The sequence below is a fragment of the Streptococcus halitosis genome (genome assembly GCF_023147855.1).
Taxonomy (GTDB): Bacteria; Bacillota; Bacilli; order Lactobacillales; family Streptococcaceae; genus Streptococcus; species Streptococcus halitosis_B.
The window spans coordinates 23428-40584 of record NZ_JAHXOP010000002.1; the positions used below are offsets into that span (position 1 = coordinate 23428).

At 42.4% G+C, this 17157-nt stretch carries 19 protein-coding genes; 2 read left to right on the forward strand and 17 right to left on the reverse strand.

The window, feature by feature from the left end:
• Positions 1-10 precede the first annotated feature (10 nt).
• The 12 genes from KZX55_RS04505 to KZX55_RS04560 form a co-directional block, all read right to left on the reverse strand.
• A complete protein-coding gene (locus KZX55_RS04505) occupies positions 11-886 on the reverse strand; it encodes an ABC transporter ATP-binding protein (protein WP_109289630.1) in 876 nt (291 codons plus the stop codon).
• On the reverse strand, positions 873-1067 hold the full coding sequence (locus KZX55_RS04510; RefSeq protein ID WP_033605886.1) for a hypothetical protein: 195 nt from the start codon (positions 1065-1067) through the stop codon (positions 873-875). The genes KZX55_RS04505 and KZX55_RS04510 overlap by 14 nt, the downstream gene beginning before the upstream one ends.
• The gene (locus KZX55_RS04515) at positions 1064-1270 is read right to left on the reverse strand and encodes a hypothetical protein (protein WP_000390701.1); all 207 of its coding nucleotides are present in this window, start codon (positions 1268-1270) and stop codon (positions 1064-1066) included. The genes KZX55_RS04510 and KZX55_RS04515 overlap by 4 nt, the downstream gene beginning before the upstream one ends.
• Positions 1271-1394: 124 nt before the next feature.
• Positions 1395-3062, reverse strand: a complete 1668-nt coding sequence (locus KZX55_RS04520; RefSeq protein ID WP_248025092.1) for a DAK2 domain-containing protein — start codon at positions 3060-3062, stop codon at positions 1395-1397.
• A gap of 2 nt (positions 3063-3064) precedes the next feature.
• Positions 3065-3430: an Asp23/Gls24 family envelope stress response protein gene (locus tag KZX55_RS04525; RefSeq protein WP_000216435.1), complete on the reverse strand. Its 366-nt coding sequence runs from the start codon at positions 3428-3430 to the stop codon at positions 3065-3067.
• A gap of 152 nt (positions 3431-3582) precedes the next feature.
• Positions 3583-3771, reverse strand: coding sequence for a 50S ribosomal protein L28 (gene rpmB, locus KZX55_RS04530; RefSeq protein ID WP_001140948.1), 189 nt, complete (start codon positions 3769-3771; stop codon positions 3583-3585).
• A 106-nt stretch (positions 3772-3877) separates the two neighbouring features.
• Complete coding sequence (locus KZX55_RS04535; protein WP_109289628.1) at positions 3878-4552, reverse strand: hypothetical protein; 675 nt, start codon at positions 4550-4552, stop codon at positions 3878-3880.
• Positions 4553-4557: 5 nt separating this feature from the next.
• Positions 4558-5004, reverse strand: a complete 447-nt coding sequence (locus KZX55_RS04540; protein WP_000776578.1) for a LytTR family DNA-binding domain-containing protein — start codon at positions 5002-5004, stop codon at positions 4558-4560.
• A gap of 113 nt (positions 5005-5117) precedes the next feature.
• Positions 5118-5621 carry a phosphatase PAP2 family protein gene (locus KZX55_RS04545; RefSeq protein ID WP_248025094.1) on the reverse strand — a complete coding sequence of 168 codons (504 nt, stop codon included), beginning with the start codon at positions 5619-5621 and terminating at the stop codon, positions 5118-5120.
• 97 nt (positions 5622-5718) lie between these two features.
• A complete protein-coding gene (locus KZX55_RS04550; protein ID WP_248025096.1) occupies positions 5719-7479 on the reverse strand; it encodes an ABC transporter ATP-binding protein in 1761 nt (586 codons plus the stop codon).
• Entirely contained in the window at positions 7469-9238 is a 1770-nt protein-coding gene (locus KZX55_RS04555) for an ABC transporter ATP-binding protein (protein ID WP_248025098.1), read from the reverse strand. Before KZX55_RS04555 ends, KZX55_RS04550 begins: the two co-directional genes overlap by 11 nt.
• Positions 9222-9683 (reverse strand): MarR family winged helix-turn-helix transcriptional regulator, encoded by a 462-nt coding sequence (locus KZX55_RS04560; RefSeq protein ID WP_000360527.1) that lies wholly within the window; start codon positions 9681-9683, stop codon positions 9222-9224. Before KZX55_RS04560 ends, KZX55_RS04555 begins: the two co-directional genes overlap by 17 nt.
• 193 nt (positions 9684-9876) lie before the next feature.
• Here KZX55_RS04560 and KZX55_RS04565 point away from each other — a divergent pair, with 193 nt between their 5' ends.
• Positions 9877-10566 carry a CD20-like domain-containing protein gene (locus KZX55_RS04565; RefSeq protein ID WP_084852728.1) on the forward strand — a complete coding sequence of 230 codons (690 nt, stop codon included), beginning with the start codon at positions 9877-9879 and terminating at the stop codon, positions 10564-10566.
• A 47-nt stretch (positions 10567-10613) separates the two neighbouring features.
• On the opposite strand, the gene KZX55_RS04570 is transcribed toward KZX55_RS04565, so the two are convergent.
• On the reverse strand, positions 10614-11330 hold the full coding sequence (locus KZX55_RS04570) for a YebC/PmpR family DNA-binding transcriptional regulator (RefSeq protein WP_033585772.1): 717 nt from the start codon (positions 11328-11330) through the stop codon (positions 10614-10616).
• A gap of 97 nt (positions 11331-11427) precedes the next feature.
• Positions 11428-12798: an MATE family efflux transporter gene (locus KZX55_RS04575; RefSeq protein WP_248025100.1), complete on the reverse strand. Its 1371-nt coding sequence runs from the start codon at positions 12796-12798 to the stop codon at positions 11428-11430.
• 109 nt (positions 12799-12907) lie between these two features.
• Here KZX55_RS04575 and KZX55_RS04580 point away from each other — a divergent pair, with 109 nt between their 5' ends.
• Positions 12908-13462, forward strand: a complete 555-nt coding sequence (locus tag KZX55_RS04580; protein ID WP_000060287.1) for a GNAT family N-acetyltransferase — start codon at positions 12908-12910, stop codon at positions 13460-13462.
• Between the two features lie 118 nt (positions 13463-13580).
• On the opposite strand, the gene recA is transcribed toward KZX55_RS04580, so the two are convergent.
• The 3 genes from recA to brpA all read right to left on the reverse strand — a co-directional run bounded on the left by recA (position 13581) and on the right by brpA (position 17155).
• On the reverse strand, positions 13581-14729 hold the full coding sequence (gene recA / locus KZX55_RS04585) for a recombinase RecA (protein ID WP_001085448.1): 1149 nt from the start codon (positions 14727-14729) through the stop codon (positions 13581-13583).
• Between the two features lie 54 nt (positions 14730-14783).
• Positions 14784-16040: a competence/damage-inducible protein A gene (locus tag KZX55_RS04590; RefSeq protein ID WP_248025108.1), complete on the reverse strand. Its 1257-nt coding sequence runs from the start codon at positions 16038-16040 to the stop codon at positions 14784-14786.
• 74 nt (positions 16041-16114) lie between these two features.
• The gene (gene brpA, locus KZX55_RS04595; RefSeq protein ID WP_000592176.1) at positions 16115-17155 is read right to left on the reverse strand and encodes a biofilm formation/cell division transcriptional regulator BrpA; all 1041 of its coding nucleotides are present in this window, start codon (positions 17153-17155) and stop codon (positions 16115-16117) included.
• Positions 17156-17157 lie beyond the last annotated feature (2 nt).

Consider the following 17157-nt stretch of genomic DNA (forward strand, 5'->3'; position numbering starts at 1 on the left):
TCAATCTCCTTTAGTCTTGAGTCGTTTCGAAGATACTGTCTAAGAGAGTTCGATTGCGAACTTCAATTTCTTCAATCGTGCAGCCCTGTTCTTGCAAGACTTTCCATACCTGGCTAGCTTCTTTGGTGGTGAAGGAAAGGGCATTTTGCTTGATTTCAATCTCTTGAACCTGGTCCAAAGTGCTGATAAATTCCTGATAAGTTAGAGGTACCGTAAAATGTTTTTCTTGTTCTTCACCACGCATGGCATAAGGCGTCGTATCGCGAATCAATTCTCCCTTGTGGAGAACCAAAATGCGGTCAGCCGTATGCTCTACCTCTTCGATGTAGTGAGAAGAATAAACAATGGTCACACCATTTTTCTTTAACTGATTAACAATTTCCCAAAAATGCTGACGTGTCGAGGTATCCATGGCAACAGTTGGCTCGTCTAAAAATAGAATTTTCGGACGACCTATTAAAGCCAACACGAAAGAGAACAAACGTTTTTGCCCACCAGACAGCTTGCCCGCTAGCTGATTTTTCTGCTTGTCTGAGAATCTTAGCAAGTCATCAATTTCTTTGTCTGAAAGGCTGTCGGGATAAAGTGACTTGAAAAATGATAGAAGTTCTTTCACTTTCAAGCTTTGAACAACTGCATTTTCTTGGGGCAAGACAGAAATAAGCTGCTTTAATCGAGGATCTGTTGGCGCAAACCCTTGAATGGCTATCTGACCTGAGCTCATGAACTTGTCGCCCAAGAGGCAATCAATCAAGGTTGTTTTTCCTGCTCCGTTAGGACCGATCAAGGCGACACATTCTCCGTCATTGATTTCAAAAGAGATATCACGCAAGATCTCCTTGTCTTTTATTTTCTTACTCAATTTCTCAACTTTAATCACAGTCATGAGATTCTCCTTTCAACCACTTCATTCCCATAGGGAAAACAATGAAAATCATAAATCCAAAACCCCAAGCACCACGAATGAATTGGCGAAGCAAGGTTTGGTCAAACCAACCAGTAAACATTTCCACTAACCATACTAAGAGTGACAGGCCGATAAAGAGATAGATGATTGCCTTTTTCATTCCTCAAACTCCTTTTTCACATCTCTGACTAATTTTAAACCTTCTCTAACAAGCCAAGACATCATTCCAAAGCCAGCAAATAGCTCCCAAGGAAAATGATAGAAACCCTCGTCCAATCCTGAAAACATGAGATAGGTCATAACTCCTGCTGCTACTAAACTCACTGCGACAATCATTTTATTTTTCATTTCTTCTTCCTCCATTTCATACTTCAATTATAGTCTTTTGAAGTTGGCGGAGCTAGATGCTTCTGTCACTAGGAAATATGACAAATGTCATAAAAAAAGAAAGTTGCAAAATCAACTTTCTTTTTAATCAATTAAATTTTTATTCCACACTGAAAAGATATGGATATACGGGTTGTTGACCTTGGTGAATCTCTACTTCAACATCTTCGAATTCTTCTGCGATTTCTTGGGCAATTTCATTGGCAAGTTCTTCGCTTCCGTCTTCTCCGACATAGAAAGTCACGATTTCACTATCTTCGTCCAACATGTGTTTCAATGTTTCTGTCAAGGTTTGATGCATGTCAGGATTTGACACGAGGATTTTCCCATCTACCATACCAAGATTGTCATTTTCATGAATTGCTAATCCATCGATAGTTGTATCACGAACGGCTGTTGTTACACTACCGCTGATAACATCACCAAGGGCTGCAGTCATACGTTCTTTGTTTTCTTCGATTGATTTGCTTGGATCAAAGGCAAGAAGACTGGTCAACCCTTGAGGAATTGTGCGTGCTTCTACCACAACAGCAGGTTGTTCAAGCACTTCAGCCGCAGATTGAGCTGCCATAAAGATATTTTTGTTGTTTGGCAAGAAGATAATGTTGCGAGCATTGACCTGTTCAACAGCCTTGATAAAGTCTTCTGTTGAAGGGTTCATTGTCTGACCACCTTCGATGACATAATCCACACCTTGGGCACGGAAGATATCTGCTAAACCTGGACCAGCTACTACTGCGATAAGGGCATACTCTTTTGTTTCAGCAGGCTTGTTGCCTTGAGTTGCTTCTTTTTCAACTTGCGCTTCGTGTTGGTTACGCATGTTGTCCACTTTTACCTTGATCAAGCTACCATATTTGAGACCTTCTTGCATGACAAGACCTGGATCTTCTGTATGGACGTGAACTTTGACAATCTCATCATCGTTGACAACAAGCAGTGAGTCGCCTAAGTCATTCAAGTAGTTACGGAATTCATCATAGTCAAAGTCCTTAGAATAAGTTGGACCTTGTTTGAGAGCTACCATAATCTCTGTACAGTAACCGAAGGTAATATCCTCAGTTGCCACATGACCTGCTACAGACTTGTGGTGCTCTGCATTGATCATTTCACTCATGTTGGCAGGAGTCGCTACAAAGTCTTCAGAAGCACTGTATTCACCAGTAAGAGCTGAAAGGAATCCTTCGTAGATGAAGACCAAACCTTGACCACCTGAGTCTACCACACCAACTTCCTTAAGGACTGGAAGCATTTCTGGTGTCTTAGCCAAAGCTGCTTTTGCACCTTCCAAGGCTGCACGCATGACCTCAACAGCATCATCTGTCTCCTCGGCTTTTTTCTTAGCTCCAATAGCCGCTCCACGAGAAACAGTCAAAATGGTTCCTTCAACTGGTTTCATAACCGCTTTATAAGCTACTTCGACACCGGATTGGAAGGCAAGAGCCAAGTCTTGACCTGTTAATTCATCCTTTTCCTTGATAGCCTGAGAGAAGCCACGGAAGAGCTGAGATGTGATAACCCCTGAGTTCCCACGGGCACCCATCAAGAGCCCTTTGGCAAGAATGCTCGCTACTTCTCCAACTGTAGAAGCAGGCTTGTCTGCTACTTCTTTCGCACCATTTTCAATGGTCATTCCCATGTTTGTCCCAGTATCTCCATCTGGAACTGGAAAGACGTTCAATGAATTGACATATTCTGCTTGCTTATTCAAACGAGTTGATGCAGCTTGCACCATCTCTTGGAATAAACTGGTAGTAATTTTTGACACGATTATTCTCCTACAACTTTGATATTTTGAATGTAGACATTCACAGTCTGAGCAGTAATTCCTAGTTGATTTTCTAGACTAAAACGAACACGCTCTTGAATGTTTTTTGACACTTCGCTTATCTTTATTCCGTAGCTCAACACGGTATAAACATCAACTGCGATGCTACCATCTTCGGCTGCCTTCACGACAACACCCTTAGAATAATTTTCCTTACCAAGGAGGGCTTGGAAATTGTCTTTGAGGGCATTTTTACTAGCCATACCGACCACACCAAAAATCTCAGTTGCGGCACCACCTACTACGGTTGCAATCACTTCATCTGTCAGTTCGATTTGACCATCTTTTGTATTAATTTTTACAGTCATTTTTTTTACCTCAACTAGTTGATACTCTATTTTATCATATTTCAGCCCAAGTGTAAAAGCAGAATGCTGTATCGGCGGATATTTACTCTATTTTTCAAATGGTTTTATCTCTAGAGCAAAAGAAAAAGACCTAAGCGGTCTTTTCATTTTTATTAAACGCGTTCAACTTTACCTGATTTCAAAGCACGAGCTGAAGCCCAAACTTTTTTAGGTTTACCATCGATAAGAACAGTAACTTTTTGAAGGTTTGGTTTTACGGCACGTTTTGTTTGGTTCATCGCGTGTGAACGGTTGTTTCCTGATACAGTCTTACGACCTGTAAAGTAACATACTTTAGCCATTGTGTTTTCCTCCTATTAGATCTAATATAGCGGATGTGCTAGCACCACATACCGTACTATGTTATCACACTTTCTCTATTTTGGCAAGGAAATTAGGAGACTTTTTTTATTTAACGTAAACAACTCCAAGTTTACCAAAAGCAACTTCCCCACGAATAATCAGGGTTTTGTTTGTTGGTGTTACAGGAGCATCTGCCTTAGCTGCACCAAAGGATGTTTCTACTTTCAAATCGACACGCCAGTGTTGTGGAACATAGACTGTTGCATTTCCGAAGGCCACTTCAATATTTAAAGTCGCAAAATCACCTAACATCTCTGCATTGTCATAGTAGATTTTAGCGTCCCCAAAAGCGACTTCCACTTGGTCGTCTACAATATCTTGATCTTGCTTATAGAAAGTCCCGCTTCCAAATACGACTTCCTTATCCGTAATGACTGTTTTTTCTCCATTGTACCACCACTTTTTTTCATGCCAGAACTTACTTGAATGTGTCAGATAACCAACACCGAGTACTACCAAGATGCTAGCCCAGATGAGAGAATGATTTGTAACTGGCAACAAGTCATAAGCGTAATTTGCAATGACGAGTGCCAGTAAACCTGTAAAAACTGCCGCAGTTAGATGGCGTCTAAGGATGGACTCAATGGACTTATAAGCAAAAAAAACAATTCCTAGCAAAGGCCATATCTTACCATCCAAAGAAGGAATGCCAAAATTTCCTTGCAGCAAGATCCAAGCTGCTAAAACCAATAAAACAATACCAAATGCTTTCTTTTTCATGTTTTTTACCTCATGTTTCTTAGATTTTCTTTTAGGAGGGATTGGTAATGCCGTGAGACATGAACCTCCTTGTGCGTCTGATAAAAGGAAATGGTGCCCGTTCCTGAAAAGGACTTGTCCACCGAGTATATCTGACGGATGTTTGTGATCGTTGACTTGGACACTCGACTAAAATAGCGAGGTAAGATGGACTCCAACTCATAGAGTTTGAGGCGAACCTCATAGGCTTCCTTCTGGGTATGAGCGTAAATCTTGCTCCCTTCTGTTTCAAAGAAGAGGATTTCCGATAGGTCTAGATAGTATTCACCTGTCCCCTTGTAAAAAGTCAACCTCGGAGCCTTTGACTCTTGCAAGAGCCGTTGCAAGTCTGCAATTTCATCTGTCAAAGTGGGGGTCTTGATGACAATTTCAGTCTCCTCTAAATTGTCGTCAATCTCAATTCGTAACTTCATCACATCTCCTTTCTGACTCTACTATATCAAAGCTAAGTTAGGAATACAAGGGTAAAAAAGCAAGTGGTCAATATGAAGCAGTAAGTGGTTGTAGGACCAGCCTAACTTACATGTCAGAATAGGAAGAAAAGGAACCCCCACAACAGACCGCAGACATAGCCAACCAAGACGTCCTTTGGATAATGCACACCACCTAATACTCGGACCAAGGCTAAGACTCCTGAGCAAATAAGCAAGATCATTCCGATCAAAGTCCAAGCATGGAAATAGGCCATGGAGATGATAGTTGCCGAAAAGACATGACGACTGGGCATAGACTGTCCCGAACTATCCTTGTCAAGTAGGGGACGGATGTCCCAAGTTTCATAAGGTCGTGGGTGATTGATTTTCTTACGAAACAGGGACAAGATCACAAAGCCCGAGGCAGGGATAAACAAATAAATCCCAACTTGCTGACCCACTCCTAGCTGCAGGTAAGTCGTGACTAGCAAGGTTAGGTATGCCAGGGGCATGGAGACTGTCATCAAACGATTGAAACTGCGTAACAGAAATAAAAGAGGGGGATGGCTGGTGAGTCTGGAGCTGATATTTTGATACCATTCTTGATAATTTTTCATTTATAATTCTCATTCATTACCTTGTTTTCGTCTACTGGTGAGACGTTTGTCTTCTAGTATAGTGCAGAAAAAGAAGGCCGTCAAGCCTTCTTTTGATTTATTCTTCTGCTTCGTCTTCTGTAAATTGGCTATTGTACAAGTCGGCATAGAAGCCACCTTGCGCCATCAGTTCCTCATGGTTGCCTTGTTCGATGATATTGCCATCTTTCATGACAAGAATCAAATCTGCATTACGAATAGTTGACAAGCGATGGGCAATGACAAAGGAAGTTCTTCCCTCCATCAAACGGTCCATGGCTTTTTGGATCAATTCCTCTGTACGTGTGTCAACTGAGGATGTCGCTTCATCCAAAATCAAGAGCGGTGCATCTTTCAACAAAGCACGAGCGATAGTCAAAAGCTGTTTCTGTCCAACAGACAAGGTCACAGTGTCATCCAAAACAGTATCGTAGCCATCTGGCAAAGTCATGATAAAGTGGTGAATTCCCACAGCCTTGCTAGCTTCCATCATCCGCTCATCGCTGATGCCCGTTTGATTGTAGATGAGATTATCTCGAATGGTTCCTTCAAAGAGCCAAGTATCTTGCAAGACCATTGAAAAGGCATCGTGTACTTCTGAGCGCTTCATATCCTTGGTATCGACACCATCGATACGGATACTTCCCTTATCAATCTCATAGAACTTCATCAAAAGATTGACAATGGTTGTCTTACCAGCTCCAGTAGGTCCAACGATAGCGACCTTCTGACCTGCATGAGCTGTCGCAGAAAAGTCATGGATGATGGTGCGCTCTGGTGTATAGCCAAAGGACACATGATCAAAGACTACTTCCCCTTTCATGTTGCTCAATTGTCTTTCCTTATGGGATTCATCCTGCATCTCAGCTTCACTTAGAAATTCAAAGACACGTCCCATGGCTGCACTCGCTTGTTGTAAGCTCGTAATCCCTTGGGCAATCTGTGACAGGGGTTGGGAGAAGATCCGTACGTAAACCATAAAGGCTACAATAACCCCGATAGTGATATGCCCTTCTAACGCCAGCGCGGCACCAACAATGATGACCAAAACATAGCTAAAATTCCCAACAAAGAACATGGCTGGCATCATGATACCAGAGATAAACTGAGATTTCCAGATGCTGTCGTGCAAGTTTTGGTTTAAACCTGCAAATTTCGCTTTGGAGGTGTCCACCGCGTTGTAGCTCGTTACAACATTGTGTCCCGAATACATTTCTTCTACATAACCATTGACGGCTGCTAGATTATTTTGTTGGGCTTTAAAATAACCCTGTGACTTGGCCATAATTACAGAAACCGCCGCAAAGCCAACAAGGGTTGATACAACGGTTACCAATGCCAAAATCCAGTTCATCCCAAACATGGTCACCAAGACAGCAATCAACAAGAAACTAGCTGAAAGAACTGTCCCTAGACTTTGGTTGAGAGATTGCGCTGCTGTATCCACATCATTGGTCACGCGCGAAAGGGTATCTCCTTGTGAATGACGGTCAAAATAGCCAAGTGGCAAACGATTGATTTTTTCAGCGATTGCTGTCCGCAAGCGTTTTGAAAAATGCTGAATACTCGTTGAAAAGATATAGGCCTGTGTATAGTTAAGGATGGCGCCAAATACATAGAGAATCACTAAAAAGCTAGCAATACTTGACACAGCCTCTAGGTCAACTCCCGTCATCAAACCATCTGAAATCAAGTTGGTAATTTCTTTAATCTTGGTTGGTCCATAAACCGTGATGATGCTTGAACATACAGCTGCTACAATCGCTACTAGTAGGGGAAGTTGGAGACCTGCTAGAAAAGGTTTATAATATTTCCAAAAAGACATTTTCTTATTTTCCATGTTCCAATTCCTCCTTCGATAGTTGTGAGTAGGCAATTTCTTGGTAGACTTCATTGGTAGCTAGAAGTTCCTTGTGGGTGCCTTGCCCCACGACTTTTCCTTGATCCAAGACTAAGATCAGGTCAGCATCCATAATGGTAGAAATCCGCTGCGCTACGATAAGTTTGGTCATGGATTTTGTTTTCTCAGCTAGCTCTTGGCGTAGGACACGATCCGTCTTGTAGTCCAAAGCTGAGAAAGAGTCATCAAAGATGAGAATCTCTGGTTTACGAGCCAAGGCGCGCGCAATGGCCAAACGCTGTCTTTGACCTCCTGAGAAGTTGGTTCCGCCTTGGGCTACTTCTGATGCAAGACCTGCTTCCTTATCCTCGATAAAGGTTTTAGACTGGGCCAATTCTAGAGCTTGCCACATAGCAGCTTCGCTTAGAGGAGTTTCTTTGCTCTTACCAAAGTCTAAGTTCCCCTTGACATCTCCAGAGAAGAGCACAGCTTTTTGTGGAATATAGCCGACCTTATTGCGCAAATCTTCCAAGTCATAATCTTGCACATTAACTCCGTCCACTAGAATTTCTCCATCTGACACATCGTAAAAACGTGGCAAGAGGTTGACAAGCGTAGATTTACCAGATCCAGTCGATCCGATGAAGGCTACGGTTTGACCCGCTTCTGCTTTGAAAGTGACATGTTCCACGACTGCTTCTGAGTTTTTAGAGTAGCGGAAAGTTACATCACGGAATTCCACTTGCCCTTGAATAGATGAATCTGCCGTCTGTGGTTGACTAGGATTTTCAATAGAAGAATGCAAATCCAATACCTGATTGATACGTCCTGCAGAAACCAAGGTACGAGGAAGGACGAAAAAGAGAGCACTCATGAGCAAGAAGCCCATCACGACCTGCATAGCATAAGACATGAAGACCACCATATCACTAAAGAGTGGTAGACGGTCTGTCAAACTTGCATCGTTGATGATATAGGCACCAATCCAGTAAATGGCTAGACTCAAGCCACTAGAAATCGCCATCATAATGGGATTCATAATGGCCATCAATCGATTGACAAAGAGATTGAGACGTGTTACCTCATCGTTAGCTGCTTCAAATTTCTTATCTTGGTAATCCTCGGCATTGTATGCGCGAACAACTCGAATCCCAGTCAAACTTTCACGAGTGATGCTATTGAGTTTATCTGTCAATTTTTGGATGACCGATTGTTTTGGAAAGGCCAGAGTCAGGAGAACAGTTGTCATCAAAACATTGACGATAACAGCGATTACTACTGCCCAGAGCCAGTATTCCGATTTTCCAAGAATTTTCCCAATGGCCCAAATAGCCATAATTGGCCCACGAGTAACCACTTGCAAGCCCATGGTAAAGAGCATCTGTACCTGGGTAATATCATTGGTCGTCCGAGTCAAGAGACTTGGGATTGAAAAGCGCTTGATCTCTGTCTGCGAAAAATCTAAAACACGATGAAATACGTCTCTACGTAGATGGGTTGTATAGGATGCTGCAACGCGAGCGGCAAAGAAACCAACCATAACAGATGAAAAGAAAGCCAATAAAGACAAACCAATCATCTTCGCAGCTGGTGACCAGAGTTCACCCAACTGCGTTCCAGACGTTCCCAGTAATTCTGTAATTTGCGAAATATAAGTCGGCACCTCTAACTCGAGATAGACCGAGAAACAAGTGAAAAGAATCGCAAGGACAATCATCCCCCACTCTTTTCCTGTAATACGTTTAGCGAGTTTCTTCATTCTCTCCTCCTATCTTCTCAACATTTTCTTGCAACTGACCGAGGACCTTTTCAAAGATTGCCAAGTCTGACTTTGAAACACCCTCTAGCAGACTCTGATTGATCCGATCAAAAAAGGCCTTAACTTCTTGCATCTGCGAACGCGATTTATCCGTCAAGCGAACAAACTTTGCCCGCTTATCACTCGGGCTGGCCTCTAGTTCAACCAAACCATTTTGTACCATGCGCTTGACTAGATTACTCGCAACAGATTTAGTAATATTGAGTTCCTGCTCGATATCCTTAATTAAGACCAGATTTTCAGACTGTTCTTGGCAATCTAAAAAACGCAGAACCTGCCCCTGCGGTCCACCCATAAATTCAAGGCCACATCGCTTGGCTTCTTTCTGTATCATCAGATGAGCCTGGTATCCAAAACGTTTAAACATCAACATCGGCTTGTCCATGATTGCTCCTTTCTCACGATTAAATATAGTTCTCTGGAGAACTAATTACGTTTCCATGAGAACTATTTTATCACTTTCAGAAGAGATGTCAAGAAAAAAGTTTCCTAGAGAACTATTTTAGTCTGAATTGACATTGGAGAATATTTTCTCTATAATAAGCACTAGCTACCGTGGATAGGAATCCATTCACTTGATGAAGGGAGAAAACGTTCAAATGAAACCAGAAGAACAAAAAGTTTTAGGGATTTTAGCAACCATTTTTGGAGCCATCGCACTTTTAGGATCTTGGATCCCGTTTATTAACTATCTATCGTTTTTCATCGCTATTGTCGCGTTGATCTTAGGTATTATCGGACTTATTGCCAATCTCAAAAAACGGAAAACAATGGCCATTATCGGAACATCCTTGTCAATTGCTTCTATTATACTCTTCCTTACGACCCAGATGTTGTATGCTAATGTCTACAAAGAGTTTGTCAGAGAGTTTAACCGTTCTTATAGAGAGGCTAGTTCCTCAATGGAACGCGACTTGACAGATGATACCATTGATTCACTCCCTGAAGAGGAGGAAGAAGACGATACCTTCACTTGGACCCAAGAACAGTTCGACGCTTTAATCGAAGGTGACCTTGATAACAAAGGAAAAGGTGGTACCAATTACAAGGATATTATCAAAAAACACGGACTGCCAGACTCCGAGTTTGATTCCACTATTGGGGGATACGATACGAGAAAAGTCACCTATATCTCTATTGGTGACAATATCAAGACTGTTACCTTAACTTTTGCAAAACAGGACAATGGACAGCTCTTACTAGTTCATAAAATAGCTGTAGGCCTAGGAGAAAGCCAGCAGCAAAGAGATTCTGGAACCAGAATCTAATCTCAAATATAAAAAGCGAACAGCTAGCAAGTCTGTTCGCTTTTTTATTAGAATCCATCTACGTTCGTATAAATCTTTTGCACGTCTTCGTCATCTTCAAGAACGCTGTAAAGTTTTTCAAAGGTTTCCAAATCTTCACCTGACAGCTCAACTTCTGACTGAGGAATCATTTCCAGTTCAGTAACTTGGAATTCTTCGACACCTGACTCACGAAGGGCAACGATAGCCTTGTGAAGGTCAGTTGGAGCTGTGTAAACAGTGATTGTTCCTTCTTCTGCTTCTACATCATCCACATCAATGTCTGCTTCAAGCAAAAGCTCAAAGATAGCATCCGCATCATCACCAGCAAATACGATCACACCCTTGTTGTCAAAGAGGTAAGAAACAGAACCTGAAGCTCCCATGTTACCGCCATTTTTACCAAAAGCAGCACGAACGTTCGCAGCTGTACGGTTGACGTTTGAAGTCAAGGTATCCACAATCAGCATAGAACCATTTGGTCCAAATCCTTCGTAACGTCCTTCTGTAAAGGTTTCGTCTGTATTTCCTTTTGCCTTATCGATAGCCTTATCAATAACGTGTTTTGGCACCTGCGCTTGTTTAGCACGATCGATAACGAATTTCAAAGCAGTGTTTGATTCTGGATCTGGTTCCCCTTTTTTAGCTGCTACATAGATTTCTACACCAAATTTTGCATATACTTTAGAGTTAGCTCCATCTTTAGCCGTTTTCTTGGCTACGATATTGGCCCATTTACGTCCCATTAGGAATCTCCTTTTTTCACATTTTAATCTTTCTTATTATAACACAAGTCTAGCTGATTTTCACTAGAGGAAATGGATTTTCTTTTGGCAAAGCAAGCTAGGATTTCCCTCCGACTGCCACGATTTTCTTGCCTTCTTTTATCCAAGGGTGTCGGGAAAGGGAGAAGTAAAGTTGGACAGTCATCACAACCCAGAGTAGCGGTTCACAGAGAATAACACCTGTATAGCCTGTCCAAGGAATAATCCAAGCTACGAAAATAATTTTCCCAAACAACTCGATAAAGCTAGATACGAGGGGCAAAAGTTTTTGGCCTAGTCCCTGCAAGCTATTTCTATAAATCAATAAAAGACTTAAAAATGGATAAAATACCGAACTGATACGTAAGTACAAGGTCCCGTTTTCTACCAAATAGCTGTCTGTCGAACTCGCCAAGAAAGAAACTAGGCTAGGACTGGCAAAAAATAGGAAAATACAGGCAAAGGCTGCCCAAGACATACTCAAATAGCTCCCTAAACGAAGGCCTTGGACAATACGTTCGGGACGTTTCGCCCCAAAGTTTTGAGAGATAAAAGTCGTCATCGATGCTGAAATAGCCGTCATTGGCAGTAAGGCAAAGGCCATGATTCGCCGTGCTGCCGTTTGAGCACTGATAATGACTGCACCAAAGCTATTGACAGAGGATTGCAAAATGACACTTCCGATAGAGACGATTGACCCCATCAGACCCATGGCTAGCCCCTGCTCCAAGAGATCCACATAGAGAGACTTATTCCATTTGAAATGTTTGAGACCCGGAAGAAGCTCTGGAACACTCTTACGAATATAAAAATAACAGAGAATAGCTGACAGACCTTGCGAGATAATAGTCGCAAGACCAGCAGACTGAACACCCAGATGCAGTTGCGTAATAAAATACAAATCCAAGATCACATTAACGATAGCTGAGAAGATAAGAAAAGCAAGAGCCGCAAGGCTATCACCAATCGAGCGCAGTAAGCCTGCAAAAAGATTGTAAGCAAAACTAACCCCTACACAGGTAACAATCATGGAGATGTACTCGTAGGATTGAGGAAGGATTTCTACAGGTGTCTCTAAATACTGCAAGAGTGGATAAAGACCGAAGAAACCCATCAGCATGACAAGAGCACTCAGGATGGCACCCAGAATCCAAGTTGCCGCAACAGCTTCTTTAATCTTAGCAAAATTACGAGCACCGTAGAGGCGAGCGATGACAACTCCCATCCCATTTCCAACTCCGAGGGCAAAACCGATGATCAGATCAAAAATAGCCGTCGTTGCTCCTACTGCTGCTAGGGATTCTTGTCCAAGGAACCGCCCTACAATCAAGACGTCAGCTGTATTATACAGTTGTTGGAAGATATTGGACAACAGAATTGGAAGGGCAAAACTCAAAAGCGAGGGGAGAATGGAGCCATGAATCAGGTCCACTGTTCGTTTTTTATTCATAAAGATATTATATCAGCTTTCCAGAGGACCGACAAGATTCTTTAACGAATCCTGAAATCAATTGCTTACAGAGAGACAATTTGCTATAATCAAGGAAAGGAGGTCATTTATGAGTTTGACCAGTCAATTAATAACCGATGTGTTCCCAGATCTTGATAAAGTTGAAAAGCTAAATAACGAAGCTTTCCCCGAGGAAGAACGGGTCCCTCTTTCTGAGTTTTTGCGCTATCAGGACCGAGATGACGCCCACTTTTTTGCTTTTTATAACGAAGAAGAATTTGTTGGCTTTGCTTTTGCCATCTCCAACCAAAAGGCTTTCTATATTAGCTTTTTTGCCATCATGCCTCACTTAAGAAGTCACGGGTATGGGAAGGAAATTATCGACAAACTAACTGATTTTTATCAGCGGACCATGTTGCTTGAAGTGGAGCGATTGGATGAAGAATGCGATAACTTGGAACAAAGAAAAGCTCGTATGAGCTTCTATCAACAAAATGGCTTTAAAACAGCTAACGCTTTTCTAGAGTATGATGGCTTGAGTTTTGAAATTCTCTACCGCGGTGACCATTTCGACGAGGAAGCCTATCGCGACATCTTCCAAAAATTACAAGATGAACATTATTTTGACTTTCACATCAAATACAGGCGCTTTAGTGATCATTAGTTGTTTCAAGGAAGAGAAGTCTAATGAACTTTCTCACGATAAAACGCATAATATCAAGGTTATGAATACCTGATATTATGCGTTTTTATAATTTTGAAATCTTTCCCTAGTTTTATCTTTATTCTTCAATTTCGATTTCAAGTCCATCGCCTAGGTCAAGCGTCACTTCTTGGTTAGGTGCTAGATCTTCTGCGACAGAAGTAGGAACGGTTCCCTCTTCATCTTCAATCAAACCGTATTGAACACGAACCTGATGGTCAATCTCATCAAAAATCTCTGGGTGATCTGCCAAGTATTTCTTAGCATTCTCTGATCCTTGCCCGATTTTTTCACCCTTGTAAGAGTACCATGCTCCTGCTTTTTGGATAATATCGAGATCACTTGCAATCTTCAAGAGCTCACCGGTCTTAGAAATCCCTTCTCCGTACATGATTTCAACAAAAGCTTCCTTAAATGGTGGAGCCACCTTGTTTTTCACGACCTTGATTTTAGTTTCCTTACCGACATTGGTATCTTTTTGGTCACCAGTTCCCTTGATTTGTGTGCTCCCACGAACATCCAAACGGACTGAAGCGTAGAATTTCAGAGCACGTCCACCAGGTGTTGTTTCAGGATTTCCAAACATGACCCCAACTTTTTCACGCAACTGGTTGATAAAGATGGCAATTGTTTTGGTCTTATTGATAGAAGCACCAAGTTTACGCATGGCCTGGCTCATCATACGAGCTTGCAAACCAACGTGACTATCTCCAATATCCCCATCAATTTCCGCACGAGGTACAAGGGCCGCAACTGAGTCGATAACGACGAGGTCAACCGCACCTGAGTCAATCAATTTTCCTGCAATTTCAAGGCCTTGCTCACCTGAGTCTGGCTGTGACAAGAGTAACTCATCAATGTTCACACCAAGGGCTGCAGCATAGGCTGGGTCAAGAGCATGTTCCGCATCGATAAAGGCTGCAATACCGCCTTCTTTCTGTGCTTGCGCAACAGCGTGAAGGGCAACCGTTGTCTTACCAGATGATTCTGGTCCATAGATTTCGATGATACGTCCTTTAGGATAGCCACCTGAACCAAGAGCAATGTCCAGAGCCAAGGACCCTGAGCTCATCACTTGAACTTTTTGCTCCGCGCGCTCACCCAAGCGCATGATTGAGCCTTTACCAAAGTCTTTTTCAATCAATTTAAGAGCATCGTTCAAGGCCTTTTCACGATCCGCTCCAAACTTTTTTGAAATTTCATCTAATTTTTTTGGTTTTTTCGCCATTCTGTTCTCCTATATTCTACTGGTCCTTAGACCTATCTTTCATTATACCAAAATTTAGTCACTTAATAAAGCCTTGCGAACTAGGTTAAAGGCATGCATGACCGCAATATGTCGAACATCTGCTCGACTCCGTCCTGCGATATTAGTCTTGATCACCTCTGTCCCTTTTGCATGTGCCAGTCCAATAAAAACTGTGCCGGCGGGATGACCCTCTAGACTATCTGGCCCAGCTACACCTGTCAGACTGACTCCATAATCAGACTGAGTCTTGAGCCGTGCCTGCTCTGCCATTTTTCGAGCCGTAAACTCAGAAACGACCCCGTGTTCTTTTAGCTCTTGCTCGGAAATATCCAACATCTTGGACTTTTCTTCTAGGCTGTAAGTGACAAAACCGCCATTAAAGATTGCTGAAACACCTGAAAAGTCTGCTAAAGTAGCTTGAAAGAGACCTGCCGTCAAGCTTTCTGCCGCAGTAATGCTTTTCTGTCTCTTCTTTAGCTCTTCTACAACGACACTCGCGAGGCTGGTTTCTTCCCCATATCCATAACAGATGTCTCGTAGAGAAATTCCCTCAAAAGTCTGGCGACTCAAGATTTGATTTTCTAGGATGTCCAGTGCTGGATCAGCCTTTTCTTGACTGACTGCTTTTGTAGATAAGCGCAAGGTCACTTCTCCTGTTTTGGCATACGGCGCCAAAGTCGGATCGGTTTGATGGTCAATCAAATCCGCCAAAATGGTCACCAACTGACTCTCACCAATTCCAAAGAAACGAAGCACTCGGGAATATAGTTTGGTGCCTGTCATCAGCTTGGGTAAGAGTTGGTTTAAGACCATGGGTTTCAACTCACTTGGTGGTCCTGGAAGGACCACGTAGGTTACGTCATCCACTTCCGAAACCCCTCCTACTGCTAAACCTGTCTCATTTGGCAGTGGAGTCGCTCCTTCTACAATTTGGGCTTGGCGCTCATTATTCGGTGTCCGAGCATAGTCAGGTCTATGAGCAAAGAAAATATCCAGTTTCTCTTGTGCTTGAGTGTCAAACACTAGATCTTTTCCCAAAAATTTTGCCAGAGTTTGTTTGGTCAAATCATCCTCAGTTGGTCCCAAGCCCCCTGTCAAAATCACAAGATTACTACGTTGACTCGCAATCTCAAGCAAGGACAAAAGACGAGCTTCATTGTCTCCGACAGCTGTTTGGAAATAGACATCTACCCCGATTTCTGCTAGCTTCTCTGATAAAAACTGAGCATTGGTATTGACGATCTGCCCTGTTAAAATTTCTGTTCCAACAGCAATAATTTCTGCTTTCATGTTTCCTCCCACTTATCTATTCGAATTCTTTTTGAAAAAATCGCAGGAAATTTCCCACGATTTGATTCTTTGTTTTATTCTACCTCTTCGTTTGAAATACTAGTACTGGTTGAAGGCGCTGTCCGGCCAAAGGCTGTTTCGTACAGTACCGCATTGGTTTCCAATTCTGTCACTGGCTCTTTACCTAGTGAACTACGCAAGAGATTTTGCATTTCGAGCATATGTTCTGAAGTGACAATCTGATAAGAAATCCCCTGTAGCTCAGCATCTTCCCCACGCAATTGATGCGTTTCGATATTCTTGAAAGAATCTTGATAGCCGAGCAATTGTGGAATGCTCTTAGCTGATAAGTCCACATTGGTCTGCATGTTATCACTCAAAGCTTTGAGGATACCTTGATAATGGCTCACACTGTTTAGGCTCAAAACCTTCTCAACGATTTTTTGAATGACTTCACGTTGACGTTTTTGACGACCATAGTCTCCTTCTGGGTCTTGGTAACGCATCCGTGAATACACCAAGGCTTCCTCACCATTCAAGTTTTGTTCCCCAACACCAATGGAAATCTTATTAAACTCTTCTTGGTCAGTGATGGAAATTGGAAAACCAAGTGTATTGTTGACGGTGATTCCACCAACTGCATCCACCAATTGTTGAAGACCTTGCATGTTGACCATTACATAGCGGTCAATGTGGATATTCATCATCTTTTGAATAGTAGAAATTGCAAGCTCCGCACCGCCATTGGCATAGGCCGCATTGAGTTTGGCTTCCTGAACTTGGCCATTTCCACTCTCGATCTTGGTCAGAATATCCCGTTCCAAACTCATCATAGTGGTTTTCTTTGTTTTTGGATTAACCGTCAAGAGAATCATGGAATCACTATTCCCTGCCCACGGATCTGTACGTTCCGAATTTCCCGTATCCACCCCCATTAGGAGAATCGTTAAAGGCTCAGTTGCTTCGATAACGTTGGTTTCTTCCCCGATTTTTTTGTAAGTTTTTTGACTCAGGGTTGCAGTCCCCTGCTGATAGATTGTGTAGGCATAAATTCCTACACCTACAACTGTTACTGCCAGAAAACCTAGCACCATTCCAATTAATTTTTTGATCATCT